Annotated in this window: 12 protein-coding genes; 5 read left to right on the top strand and 7 right to left on the bottom strand. The window is 51.6% G+C overall.

Going from position 1 to position 12,417, the window contains the following annotated elements; genetic code table 11:
- Window positions 1-33: 33 nt before the first annotated feature.
- On the bottom strand, window positions 34-333 hold the full coding sequence (locus tag GOX73_RS19940) for a hypothetical protein (protein WP_170418729.1): 300 nt from the start codon (window positions 331-333) through the stop codon (window positions 34-36).
- A gap of 572 nt (window positions 334-905) precedes the next feature.
- Between GOX73_RS19940 and GOX73_RS19935 the strand changes: the two genes are divergently transcribed.
- Complete coding sequence (locus GOX73_RS19935; RefSeq protein WP_171126704.1) at window positions 906-1,421, top strand: DUF805 domain-containing protein; 516 nt, start codon at window positions 906-908, stop codon at window positions 1,419-1,421.
- 73 nt (window positions 1,422-1,494) lie between these two features.
- The gene (locus tag GOX73_RS19930; protein ID WP_171126705.1) at window positions 1,495-2,265 is read left to right on the top strand and encodes a hypothetical protein; all 771 of its coding nucleotides are present in this window, start codon (window positions 1,495-1,497) and stop codon (window positions 2,263-2,265) included.
- A gap of 414 nt (window positions 2,266-2,679) precedes the next feature.
- On the opposite strand, the gene GOX73_RS19925 is transcribed toward GOX73_RS19930, so the two are convergent.
- From GOX73_RS19925 to GOX73_RS19915, 3 genes are all read right to left on the bottom strand, one after another.
- Window positions 2,680-3,093 carry a transposase gene (locus GOX73_RS19925; protein ID WP_171126706.1) on the bottom strand — a complete coding sequence of 138 codons (414 nt, stop codon included), beginning with the start codon at window positions 3,091-3,093 and terminating at the stop codon, window positions 2,680-2,682.
- 201 nt (window positions 3,094-3,294) lie between these two features.
- The gene (locus tag GOX73_RS19920; RefSeq protein WP_171135078.1) at window positions 3,295-5,034 is read right to left on the bottom strand and encodes an adenylate/guanylate cyclase domain-containing protein; all 1,740 of its coding nucleotides are present in this window, start codon (window positions 5,032-5,034) and stop codon (window positions 3,295-3,297) included.
- A gap of 173 nt (window positions 5,035-5,207) precedes the next feature.
- The gene (locus GOX73_RS19915) at window positions 5,208-5,567 is read right to left on the bottom strand and encodes a group 1 truncated hemoglobin (RefSeq protein WP_171126708.1); all 360 of its coding nucleotides are present in this window, start codon (window positions 5,565-5,567) and stop codon (window positions 5,208-5,210) included.
- Window positions 5,568-5,963: 396 nt separating this feature from the next.
- On the opposite strand from GOX73_RS19915, the gene GOX73_RS19910 reads away from it, so the two are divergent.
- Window positions 5,964-6,902 (top strand): nuclear transport factor 2 family protein, encoded by a 939-nt coding sequence (locus GOX73_RS19910; protein ID WP_171126709.1) that lies wholly within the window; start codon window positions 5,964-5,966, stop codon window positions 6,900-6,902.
- 143 nt (window positions 6,903-7,045) lie between these two features.
- On the top strand, window positions 7,046-7,999 hold the full coding sequence (locus tag GOX73_RS19905; RefSeq protein WP_171126710.1) for an ornithine cyclodeaminase family protein: 954 nt from the start codon (window positions 7,046-7,048) through the stop codon (window positions 7,997-7,999).
- Between the two features lie 323 nt (window positions 8,000-8,322).
- Here GOX73_RS19905 and GOX73_RS19900 read toward each other — a convergent pair whose 3' ends face one another.
- Together GOX73_RS19900 and GOX73_RS19895 are read right to left on the bottom strand one after the other, a co-directional pair.
- A complete protein-coding gene (locus GOX73_RS19900) occupies window positions 8,323-8,811 on the bottom strand; it encodes a RidA family protein (RefSeq protein ID WP_170458402.1) in 489 nt (162 codons plus the stop codon).
- A gap of 270 nt (window positions 8,812-9,081) precedes the next feature.
- Window positions 9,082-9,909 (bottom strand): sulfotransferase domain-containing protein, encoded by an 828-nt coding sequence (locus GOX73_RS19895; RefSeq protein ID WP_171126711.1) that lies wholly within the window; start codon window positions 9,907-9,909, stop codon window positions 9,082-9,084.
- Window positions 9,910-10,366: 457 nt separating this feature from the next.
- Here GOX73_RS19895 and GOX73_RS19890 point away from each other — a divergent pair, with 457 nt between their 5' ends.
- Complete coding sequence (locus GOX73_RS19890; RefSeq protein ID WP_171126712.1) at window positions 10,367-12,091, top strand: adenylate/guanylate cyclase domain-containing protein; 1,725 nt, start codon at window positions 10,367-10,369, stop codon at window positions 12,089-12,091.
- Between the two features lie 228 nt (window positions 12,092-12,319).
- Here GOX73_RS19890 and GOX73_RS21110 read toward each other — a convergent pair.
- The coding region (locus GOX73_RS21110; RefSeq protein ID WP_171127170.1) for a LuxR C-terminal-related transcriptional regulator at window positions 12,320-12,417 on the bottom strand (98 nt) is incomplete at its 5' end.

Genomic DNA, 12,417 nt, shown 5'->3' with positions numbered 1-12,417 from the left:
TGCGCAGCCGTTTTCAGCTACGCAGCAGACAGGTCACAATGCGCCTTCGTCACCCAGGAACTCGATACCAGCTGTCGTGCCATCACTGTAAGCAATGCAGTTCCAAGGAGCGCGATCCTCGCCAACGCCGACTGTGACCTGTGTTCCCGCCTCGCTAAACGCGGATGAGAGCACCACGACTTGTGAATTGTTCGTTGTGCTGGCTACATCTCGCAAACACGCTTGCTGAGCCGGCGTGAGTTCGGCGGACGCGCTTGATGTACTCGTATCGTCGCAGGCCGCAAGCAGTGCGAAACATGTCGTGCCTGCAATCATCACCATCTTGTTAGACATTTTCTTCTCCCTCTGGTTCCCTTGAAATTAGTGAAATTGGATGGGCTTGTTTGAAGTTCTCGCGTCAGAGCGGGCTATGGAACATACTTCGACCCTGTGATTTCCCTTTCCAACAACTTGTCGCGGGGGGCTTGGCGGGCAGAGCGATTTTACTTTGACTACCGAGACCGCCGACGACGTGTGAAAGCTGAATGACGACACTGGCAAAAGCTCGAGCGAATTCTGGAAATAGGGCGAGTACGTTTAGTCTGAGCATCGCGTCCTCCCAGCACTCAATCATTGTAAAGTGCCTTCCGACCGCCAGCACTCACTCTAGCAGTCGGAAGGGCCCGAGACATCGGGCAACAACGACAACAACGGAGGTAAAATGAAAGTTGTGTCAAATTCACATGTTTGAATCTAATTTTTAATAAATCAACATTTTTTCCGCGCATAAACTTCTTTACGCTCTCGTACGATAGGCGTCTGCCCTCAAACAAAAAAGGTTAGTGGGCGCATGATTAAGGGCGCGTGAATTCTTCTGAGCGGCGAAGCGTTTTTCGGCGCACAGAAAGTCAAGAAAGGATTGAAAAATGGGATTTGGTGAAGCCGTTAAAACGTGTTTCTCGAAATACTTCCAGTTCTCCGGGCGGGCTATACGGTCAGAATACTGGTGGTTCTTCTTGTTTGTGGTTCTCGTGAGTGCCTTTTTAGCTGTGTTGGATTCGATCATATTCGGGACCAACCCCGAAACAGGGCAAGGATCTCGGGTTCTGTCCTCTGTTTTCCAACTGGCCGTTCTCATACCTATGCTGGCCGCCGGTTGGCGGAGGCTGCATGATACAGGACGACCTGGCTGGTATTTGCTGCTGCCGATGGCGCTCAGCATTACAACGCTTTTTGTTATGCTGGGTGGGGTGGCGTTCTTTTCGGTATTGGAGCAAGGGACGGATAACCCCGATGCATTGCGAGGACCCGCGGCCGTCCTGGGCGTAACCGGTATTGTTGTTGTCTCAATTCTTCAATTGGTTCTGTCCATCCTGATGATCTGGTGGCTGACGCGCCCTTCGGAAGAAGGCACAAACGAATACGGCGCACCTGTTTCCTGACCTGGTTGCCCAGGTAACGGGCCGGAATCTCTGCTGAACGACAGTACGAACCACAACACCATGGAGAGAGAAAATGAGTTTCCAAACGATTTCCATTGGAACACTGATGATGGCAATGGCGACCACAGCATCAGCGGAGTGGTCGTTTAACTCCGGGCCTAATCCCAATGCATTTATTCAGACCGGAAACATGACGCTGGAACTTCAGTGTAACCGTATCCGCTTTGCTCCGGCTGGATACGAGGACAGCCAGGACATTGCGGACAAGCAGGGGCTTTCCATTCGTTTCTTGAAGAACGGCACCACCGAAGTTGGCGCATTTCAGGTTGGCGCAGAGAACGCTGACGTGCAGATCGTCGACAATTATCCTGTCGAGGTCAGTTTCAATAGTCAGCAGGATTATGGTTTTGTGCTGGACCAGCTTGCGGCCAATGCATCGGTTAATTTGTCGATGATTGATCAAGATGTCAGTTACGGAATCTTTGACTTGAAGGGTTCCAGCTCGGCAATCCAGTCCCTTCGTTCCGCCTGCGAGTCAGATATTAACCAGGGGGCCTCCTACGAAGCGCCCGAAGGCATTGTCTATTGTGGTGGCGGGGCGATAGAGCGCGTGATCGAACCCGTAATTTTGGACAATCCAGAGGGGGAGTGGGACGCGCGAGTAACGGTCAACGGCGAGTCGATCAGAGCCATGACTGCCTACAGTTACTTCGGAAATTCTGAGCCGCCGACCGGATTTGTCGTAGCCCTACTTGGGGAAGACAGGTCCGAGTTTCTGATTTTTAACGAAGGCTCGGCAAACTGGCTGGAATACGGGGACTACAGGTATGATCAGTGCAATTGATACCGCCTTCCAACCGGCTTCCCAATTGGCAAGCTACTTGAAACGTTTGGTATCTGCGATCCTGCTTGGTTCGGGCCTGGTTTGGACCTCACCAGTTGTCGCGGCTGACGTTTCGCAACTTCCAACCGGTTTACGAGCAAAGGTTGATCTGGCGGCGCAGGCATGCGCGGAGTTCAACAACGGTCAGTTTGACTTAGATTGGGGCGCGGTTGAAAGGATCGATCTCGACGGAGATCTACAACGCGACTGGGTTTTGAATGAGTCTGGTTTTGCGTGTTCGAGCGCCGCATCTCTTTACTGCGGAACTGGCGGATGCATGTCACACTTCTTGATTGAAGAGGAGGTTCAATCCTTGCTCAACCAGGGCTGGACGGTTGTTGATTTTGGGCGTCAACGCGTTGTTGTTGCGGATATTCATGGATCCAATTGCGACGGAACAAACCCAACGCCTTGCGTCACCGCCAGTGTTTGGGATGCGGACGCTAAGACGTGGCGCTCGTCTGCTGGCGATTGGGAATAAGTTGCATTTGCGAATTGCAGATAAGCCCTCGGTTTTAGGTAGTTCAGACTTTCTTTGAGGATCAGCTTGTCCAGTTCCAGTTCGGCCACGATCTTCTTCAGCCGGGCATTTTCTTTCTCCAGGCTGCGCAAATCCGACAGTTGCGACTTGCCCATGCCACCGAACCGACGCCGCCAATTGTAGTAAGTCGCATCGCTGACACCGACACCACGACAGGCTGTTCGAACATCGTCGCCATCTGCCAGCTTAAGTTTAATCTCACGCAGCAGCTTCAGAATGTCTTCGTCTGAGTATCGCTTCCGAGCCATCCCTTGTTCCCCCTTCTCGGCCAAAGTAGTGGCCCAATTTTAGGGGGCAAAGACAGTTTCTACTATCAGCGGATGTTCGACATAATCGGGGCGACGACTTAGTTGCGGGCAAAGTGGTCGTTAGACTCCGGCGATCCATGGCCTTTTCTTGCAAAGAGAAATCGCATCAATCCTCAATTTTTACGTTAGCAAATTGTGTGCTCAACCAGCGAGGCGAAGTGAGGTTGTCGCCATAGCGCTCCTCAATTCGGCTTTCAATCTCTTAGATATCTCGCGATCTTTGAAGTATTCAGTTTGAATAAATGTAGAAGGTCTAAAGTTCGGATCGTGAAGCAACAAATCGCGAACTGCTCGTTCAAGCTTATGGTCATTATTCAGGTGAGTTGCGGCCGCAGTCCGATAAGCTGCCGCCCGCCGGGTGAGCCTCGCAAATTCATCCACGGTGTTAAAACAGGCCTCAAAATCATGCATGACGTAGTAGGCAATTGCCTCTAGTTCGCGGCAATATTCGGGCAAAAAGGGATCAAGCATCTTTGCACGCTTTTGATACTCAAGAGCAGCCTTTCCATCTCCGAGAAAGTTATGGAGTTCACCGGTTCGTCCAACAATGAACGCGTGATTTGGGTTTAACTCCAGAGCGCGATTGAAGTGGAACTTAGCCCGTTCAAAGTCACGAACATAGAGCGCCAAAGAACCGGCAATTCGATGGCTTTCAGCGTCCGTTTCATCCAGCTCGACAGCTAGGTTCCCTGCTTCGACCAACTCATCCCATACATCTTCACCGGTCCATTCTGCTACTGTAGCGACAGCGCACGCCCTCCACGCATGAACTCGACCATATCCTGGATCTCGTTTCAGCGCTTCGTCAAACCAATGAACCGCTTCCTCTGCATTCTCCTTTGTGACTCCACCAATCCGGTGATAATACAAACCGCGGATTAAACATTCATAGGCTTCCAGGTCACCCGGACGTTTTCGCTGTGCCGTGGCTTCCAATTGCCGTTCGATCTGGCCAGCCACACTCGCGACGATTTTGGCAACAAGGTCATCCTGAAAATCGAAAAGATCCTCTAGATTGCAATCCGCCCGCTCGGTCCAAAGCTGTTCGCCTGACACTGCATCCGTCAGATACGCGTTGATCCGAATGCGATTTCCCAGCTTGCGAACCCCGCCTTCAAGACAGAAACGCACGCCGAGTTTTTGTCCAAGTTCACGAGCGTCCGCCGCAACCCCTTTTAACCCAAAACTAGTATTCCTGGAGATCGTGAGAATGTCAGGGAACCGGGACAGTTCTGTGATGATGTCTTCCGTCAGGCCATCGGAAAAATACTCCTGCTCGGGATCATTGCTCATGTTCTTGAAGGGAAGCACAACAATTGAGTTGGTGGACTTTTGCAGTTCCGCCACGTAGGGAAGGCTACTGTCCTCGATAAGCGCAGTTCCGCAGCTGTGCGTGCCAAGCTCGCCTGCAACAGCGTAGACCGTAACTGGTTCGGAAATGTTCTTGAGCTTTCGGGTGCCCTTGTTCTCAAACTTGAGCTGGGCCGACCGCTTGGCGTGATCAAACACAGCATTACTTACGAGGACCATACCCGGCTCAGCTTCAGACTCAATACGACTTGCTACATTCACCCCATCGCCAAGCAAATCGTCGCCATCTACTATGACATCGGCAAGATGGACCCCAATCCTGATTTCTAGTCCTATCTCTCGCTTGGTTACTGGAGCAGCGAGTTGAAGTTGTAAGTTATAAGCACAGCGAACTGCCGCCACCGGGCTAGAAAACTCCAAAAGAAAACCATCGCCCGCGCGGTTAAAGACCCGCCCATTGTGCGTGGACGCAACAGTTCCGATTAACTCGCTTAACAGACTAACACGATTTATCGTGTCGATTTCATCTTCACGCATCCGAGTGGAATAACCGACAACATCAGCGGCCAAGATCGTAGACAATCTCCTATTCATATTGGAGGTTCCTTTTGCGCATAAATTTTAAGCCCAAATGCACGATTGACCCATAGTAAGCCATTTGACTTCAAGAGTCTGCAAGTCGGACAAGCAAGCTTTGATTTAAAGATTTGAATATTGCCGACTCTACCCGGTTGTGGCGAAATTCAGATACCTACAACTTGGTCCTTGAGGCTATATAGAATGTACAAAACCTCTTCTTGCTCCCTTTGGTCGACGTCGTTGGCCTTTAGGGCGTTCATGGCGTCGTCCAGAACTGCGACAAACTCATCTCCGCTGATGTTCATGTGCCGATGCGCAGCAACCATATCCTTGCCCGTATAGATCTCAGGCCCGCCAGAACCAGTTACGAAGAAGTCTGCTGCCATTTGCTTGAGGTGCTCCATATCAGTTCCCGCAAATCGAGCAGAGACAACTGGGTTTTTGGAGTGATTGTCCACCAGCGTGTTGACTATTCGCCGAATACCATCCGTTCCTCCCAGACGTTCATATAGCGTCTTTGACATGGTGCCCCCCGTGTCTGGCTCACCTCAAACCTAGATCTCTTGTGAATGCTAGCATGCCGCACTGATTGGCACCAAATCTATAGCATTCAGGCGATGTCTATGATCGTAAACCATCACAAAGTGTGATGTCTGCTTAGGGCTCGAGGCAGACGTTCGCAAATTCGCGATGCATGTCCGCTTTGCGGACAAAGCTGACTATGTCTTTATGGCCGCTCCGGCTTGGCCTACACTGACAGGACCTCAGAAATGGAGATCTCGGGAAAGGTTATGCCATGACACGCTTCAAAAGGAACGGGACGTGCGAAGGTCATATTTTTCGAAGCAGTTTTCTGGCCGTCGACGCGACGTTCTGACATGAGAGATACTATAAGCCCCTCACCAGAACTGGCCGCTATAGTGGCACGATGGATCAACGCCTACGGTCGGGGCGATGGTGAGACGGTGGCACATCTTTTTTCTGATGACACTGCCCTGTCATACTTTGGCTCAGCACAGGGCGAGGCTTGGAAAGGCGATGCGCTGCGTCGCGGTATGGAGCAATACATCGGGGAGGTTCCACGGTTCAAGTGGCACGTAGAGGAACTGAGAGGATTTGAATGCGGATCACTCGGTTGGGTCGAATGGGAAGCAAGCATTGAGGGTATTGAAACAGGGCAGATCGCGCACCTACGTTCTACGGTCATTCTGAAACTCGACAAAGGATCCTGGAAGATTGTGCACGTTCACAATTCCCTACCGGTCAACAACGTAGAGGGATTTGGGTATGAGGCCAGAGGCTTTGAGGAACTGCTTGATGCCGCCCTCTCTACACCCCACGAACTCGGCCAAAGTGGTATAGCGACCATCATGTTCACCGATATCGCGGACAGCACAAAAATCGCTGAGGCTATAGGCGATACGCTTTGGAGCGACGCCCTCGGAAGACATCTGCGACTTGTCGAAACGCAGATCGTCGGGAGTGGTGGACGTACGGTGAAATCACTGGGAGACGGGGTGATGTCGTCTTTTGCTTCCGCAAGGGCAGCATTGCTGGCAGCTCAAAATATTCAACAGGCGAACGCGGCGGAAACAAACGAGCCAAAGTTGCGGGTTCGCATCGGCTTGCATACCGGCGAAGTGATAACTTCTGATGCTGATCACTTCGGGACTGTTGTCAACAAAGCAGCACGTATAGCCGCCCTGGCAGCACCAAGTGACATCCGCGTCTCGGATGCCACACGGATCATGGTGGGCGGATCACAGGAGTTTCAGTTTGCCGAGCAAATAACTGTTCCGCTTAAAGGTCTCGAAGGAGAGCATACAATTTTCAAACTCAACTGGCTTGAGACAACTTGAGACCGTAAGCATGAAAACAGAAATCCCAGTGCAACGAATAATGTACTCGAGTGAAGTCCCAATCTAGACACCCAAAGCTTATGTTAACACGCAATTTGATAGCCTAATCGGGAAGCCGGGTTGTAAAGCGGAGCGGCGCCAACATGACTTCTGAAAGCAAAATAACTTATCTTTCTGACGAAGACTTGGAAGGTTTAGGGATCCAACCTTCGGAAGTTGCCGACGCGATTGAATCTGCGCTGATAGCCAGGGCAAGTGAGCAGCTTCATACGTCCCCTAAGACAGCCATTTTGCCCGGGGATGGACGGTACGCAATGTCGACCTTGGCAGTGGGAGATGATGGGTTCATCGTGACCAAACAGGTAACGGTGTGTCCGAACAATCCGGCAAAGGGGCTCCCTGCGATTAACGGCGCTATCATGGTTATGGACGGGCAAACCGGGGTTCTCCGAGCAGTCTTAGGGGCAAATTGGGTAACGGCTGTTAGAACAGCGGCGCTGTCAGTCGTTGCCGCGCGTCGACTTGCTGATCCTACTGCTGAGACAATGGCTTTTGTTGGGGCCGGCGTGCAAGCTCACTCCCATTTGGTTGCGTTTTCCGAGGTTTTCCCCTTGAAAAGCATTCGTGTGTTCGGACGTGGCAAAGCGAATGTCGACAAGCTTTGTCGCCGGGCTCGGGACATGGGTCTCGAGGCCCAAACAGCCGCCAATGCCAAGGACGCCTTGCGTGATGCCGATCTGGTAGTGACATCAATAACTTTGGACTATTCCACCGAACCTTTTCTGGATGCCCGATGGCTAAAGCCGACTGCCTTCGCCGCCATTACAGATGCCTGTATTCCGTGGCTTCCAGAGGGTATGACCGCCTTCAAAACTGTTATTGTTGACGACCGAAAACAGGAATCTGATAGCGACAAACCAATGCTGCCATATCATCAAGTAACTGGAGATTTGACGGAAATTGTCTCGGGAGCAGTCGATACCACTTTTAGCGAGAAACCGGCTGCATTCGCTTTCAGAGGGATTTCTTTGGGAGATTACGCCACAGCGGTACTCGCAGTTCGTCGGGCCGCCGAGGTACTAGCTCGACAAAAGTAGGAATCTTTCGGCTTTCGGCTCAGCGCTGCCATTTTCTGCGATGAGCATGATTGACCGCTCGCAGCCCAAAGCGGACATCGAAATTGCTCAAACTAACGGTCTCTCACCAGTGAACAGCCTGGTCCAATATAGATCACCGAATTCCACATCTCTTCTGTAACTTTGTAGTTGCCGGTTCCTCTTTCTTGGTCGTCTGTTGGGCTGAGTCCTGCTGAGGCGGATCTGGCTCACCCGAATGCCTTCTTTCATACAGTACTTCTGCCCGGCGCAGCGACATTCCTACTCCTCTTTGACCAGTACGTCGTTCCGGATTCACGTGTATTCTAGACCGTTGAGACAATAACCTCTGCTTCGATTTCAATTGGGAAGTTGATTGGTAGACCTGCCACTCCGACCGCCGTACGTGAATGGCGGCCAATCTCTTCTCCAAAGACGTCAATGATCAAATCCGTGAAACCGTTGAGAACCGCAGGCGTATCGCTGAAGCCAGATTTGCAATTGATCATCCCATGAACTCGGCACCACCCCGTTATTCGGTTTAGACTGCCAAGTTCGCGCTTTAGACTGCCGAGAATAGAAAGCCCGACTTTGCGTGCTGAGGCGTAGCCCTCTTCCACAGACACATTTTCTCCGACTGCTCCAAATGGCCCGGCTGGAGTGCCGTCTGTTTCTTGTGGTCCATGACCAGATACGAACGCCCGGTCGCCCCGAACGTTAATCCACGGAAATGGCAACACCATACCAACAGGCAATTTTAGCGGCGCAGGTAAAATGATGTTGTGGTCTACCAATCGCTGTTCAGCGTCGATCATGGTACTCTCCCTCGCAGGACTTGCATGGATCTTACCATAAACCATGCCCAAAGCTGGCCTCGACCACCAAACTTTGCAAAGTCCGCTTTGTCCGCATCTGAGACATCGGACGAAACCGCGGCGAACGGCCGTTGTTGGTAAGCGCAAACCCTGGCCGCGGTCGCTGGCCATGAATGACCGCTCATCGAGGTTACGGGTCATCCGGAAAAAATCCCAGATGGCCGAGACGACCCCAGAGCGGCTATCTTAATTTATTCAGCGAGCAACGTCCTAAGCAGTAAGCTCTCCGCCAGACTGAAGCCATCGCGCATCGTCTTCCGGAAGCAACTCTGCAAGACGTTTGTGAAAGGCGCGAAGGTCTTCGTCTGAAAGCTTGCCCTCCCACTTGCGACTGCTTGCGCTATCGAAGAAGGCTGACGGGTCTTTGAAGGTTGTGGACCGTTGTGTTTTTTCTTTGGCACTCGCGCGCGCATTAGCTTGCATGTTCTCGAATTGCATACTTTCCGCAATTGCGGCCAACATTTCATCGTCAATTTTGAGGCCGAGTACGGAAGCTAGCTTTCTGGTATGAGAGAGTAAATCGCGCCGCATATCGGCGTAGTGGAAAATGTGTATGTTGGGATGTTGGATGTTTGACTTGAAGGACTTGAAGTGATGAACGATGGCCTCAAGGGTGATCCCATCGGCCATCTCCTCTCGAACGGTCTCACCAACAAAAAGTGCGAATGAAGCTGTCGGCTCATCCGGGAACCTGTCTTGGATCAGGTCTTCCTTCAGGTTTGCCACATGTCGGCGCATCGAAAAATGTGCGTCGATTGGGGTTCTGTACACCGCGATGTAGGTGCAATCTGGATCGAAAGGAATGCCGTCAAAAGGCGTATGGGTCTTGATGCATCTTCTGTGGTTTTGAGCTTCGAACATTCGAACTAAAGGGAGTTGATCTCGAAACGCAGGGTCGAGCCAAACCGACAGATCATCCATGACCTTGTCCATACCAGGCTTTTCAAACAAGAGCGGCAGCACAAGGGCCTGTGTCCATGTTGTTCCGCACTTAGGCGGTGTTGCAACAATCACATCTCCTTGGCGCAGCGCGAACATGTCCCAAATCCGATTGTCGGTGAGACGTGTTCTGTACTCGAATGCCTTTCTTGAAGACGCCCGTATTGTCATTCTGATTTCCGCCAATGGACCCTTACTGAAACGATAGCAAGCATACGGCACCGAACCTAGAATTTTGATGGCACCCGAGTATGAAGGCTTTTCAAAGTGCCAAGCCAAAACCTTGCATTCGCGGCTAGAAGCTCGTTTTGCCCTCAAGGCAGTCATACGCGGCACCTTGCTCCAGTGTCTGTGCTGCGGTGCAAAGTCGAAATTACAAAGTTCGGTTTTCGAGGTCCGCTTCTGCCTAATTTACCCAAAAGCAAAAAGCTTGCGTGTCGTTATTCGGTCACTGATGTTCATTGAATAATGATCGCGATTTATGCGCGAAACCCCTAATATCCCTTTGACACTCCTTCACAATGGATACGCGGGAGGATTTTGTTTGGAGCGGTACTTGGCTGCCATACTCGTGGCTGATGTTGTTGGCTATAGCGCGCTTGTTAGTGCTAACGAGGAAGCCGCATTGCACACATATAGGGGCCACTTTAGGGCGCTGGAGCCGCATGTCGGCCTGAATGGCGGACGCCTATTCAAAAGAACTGGTGACGGTTTTCTTGCAGAGTTTTCCTCGGTTGTAGATGCGCTGGCATGTGCGGAAACGATGCAACGTCAGATGGCTGAGCGGAACGGGGCGCGCGGGCAAAGTCCGGAAATGCAATTCCGTATGGGAATTCATGCGGGCGATGTTTTTGATGACGACGGTGATGTTCTTGGTGACGGCGTCAACATCGCGGCCCGGCTGGAAAGTCTTGCTCCTCCCGGAGGGATCATCGTTTCAGGTCGGGTTTACGAAGATCTTGTGGGTAAGGTGGATGTATCGTTCACCGAATTGGGGCCGCAATATCTGAAGAATATCACACGCCCTGTAACTGCTTACTTGGTACAAACAGCATTTGCTACTGAATCCCCGTTAACTCAATCCCGTCCTGACAGGCCTTCAGTGGCGGTGTTGGCTTTTGACAATCTGTCGCCTGACGCTGAACAGGATTACTTTGCGGAAGGTATTACCGAAGACATCATCACCAGCTTATCCAGAGTGCCCTGGATATTCGTGGTCGCCCGAAACTCTTCTTTTTCTTACAAAGGGCTTTCGGTTGATGTGCGTCGTATCGGCCGAGAGCTTGGTGTCCGCTATATATTGGAAGGGTCCGTTCGCGGCGCTGGTGACCGGTTGCGTGTCACGGGTCAGCTGATTGATGCGGAAACCGGGTCTCATGTTTGGGCGGATCGATACGATGGCAAGCTCGATGATGTTTTCGAGCTTCAGGACCAGATTACCGAGGCTGTCGTTGCTTCGATTGCGCCAGGTATCAGACAAGCTGAAATAGACCGTGCTGCTCACAAGCGCCCTGACACCCTTGGAGCCTATGATCACTTCCTACGTGCGCAGTCCTTGATCTACAGGTTCAATTTCACTGAAGCAGACGACCATTTGTCAAAAGCTCTTTCACTCTCAAGTGAGTACCCATTGGCAAGCGCTCTTCGAGGCTGGATCCGCACTTTGCTATGGAACCCGGATACGCGTCCAAACGAGGCCCGATTTGATTACGCAATTCAGCTGGCACATGAGGCTCTGGCGGCATCACATCTTGACCTAGAGGCGCAAGCATATGCCGGTTACGTACTCGCGTTTCTGTCGGAGGATACAGAGTACGGTTTGTCACTTGTGGATCAAGTCGTCGAGAGAAGCCCAAATTGCGTTTCAGCCTGGGGATCAAGTTGCGTACTGCATGGCCTGATGGGCCAAGCACAAACGGCACAGGCACATGCCAGGGAGGCGCTCCGACTTAACCCGAATGACCCACTAAACTACCGTGTCCACATGGGTATCAGCCTGTCGCAAATCGCGGAAGGGAACTGGCGCGATCTAAGAGAAACCGCCCAAAAAATGCGTGCATTTCATAACACTGTGACCGTCTTTCGCCTGAACGAACTTGTGGCGGAAATGGCTCTCGGCAATGAGAGCCGAGCTAGAGAACTCGCACGTATTCACATGTCGCGGGAACCCGATTTTAGCGTTTCAATGTTCCGGCATATGCGCGCTCGTATCTCTGTCGCAAAACCAGAAATCTATGACGCCTACTATAAAATGCTGGCAGCCGCAGGCATTCCTGATTGACGACACCAGTTGTAGACCAGCGGCAAGTCATAGCAAGCATGCAACATGTGGAAACATATTTTTTGCCGCTGGAAGAATGCCCAATTTGGTCTGCGAACAGTCGTTGAAGTGAATAGCGGCGAGCGGCAATCGAACCTTCGCGGCGCTCGGCGTGAACGATTGCTCTGCGGACAAAGCTACCATTGCCACGTTAGATCAGATTAATAGGTTTGCAGTTTCATGCTCTAATCAGAACAGATGCCCATACGTGCGAATTGCATGCTGCCTGTTTTGCAGTTCAAGTTTTGCGTAGATTTTACTTGTGTGGTTTCGAACGGTTTTTTCAC

This window comes from Ruegeria sp. HKCCD7221 (assembly GCF_013031225.1).
Lineage (GTDB): Bacteria > Pseudomonadota > Alphaproteobacteria > Rhodobacterales > Rhodobacteraceae > Ruegeria.
This window is presented reverse-complemented; position numbering and strand designations above follow the sequence as displayed.

Excerpts from the sequence above, each read along its gene's own strand:
- GOX73_RS19940 (WP_170418729.1), bottom strand. The coding sequence starts at position 333 with ATGTCTAACAAGATGGTGATGATTGCAGGCACGACATGTTTCGCACTG.
- GOX73_RS19935 (WP_171126704.1), top strand. The coding sequence starts at position 906 with ATGGGATTTGGTGAAGCCGTTAAAACGTGTTTCTCGAAATACTTCCAG.
- GOX73_RS19930 (WP_171126705.1), top strand. The coding sequence starts at position 1,495 with ATGAGTTTCCAAACGATTTCCATTGGAACACTGATGATGGCAATGGCG.
- GOX73_RS19925 (WP_171126706.1), bottom strand. The coding sequence starts at position 3,093 with ATGGCTCGGAAGCGATACTCAGACGAAGACATTCTGAAGCTGCTGCGT.
- GOX73_RS19915 (WP_171126708.1), bottom strand. The coding sequence starts at position 5,567 with ATGTCAAAGACGCTATATGAACGTCTGGGAGGAACGGATGGTATTCGG.
- GOX73_RS19905 (WP_171126710.1), top strand. The coding sequence starts at position 7,046 with ATGACTTCTGAAAGCAAAATAACTTATCTTTCTGACGAAGACTTGGAA.
- GOX73_RS19900 (WP_170458402.1), bottom strand. The coding sequence starts at position 8,811 with ATGATCGACGCTGAACAGCGATTGGTAGACCACAACATCATTTTACCT.
- GOX73_RS19895 (WP_171126711.1), bottom strand. The coding sequence starts at position 9,909 with ATGTTCGCGCTGCGCCAAGGAGATGTGATTGTTGCAACACCGCCTAAG.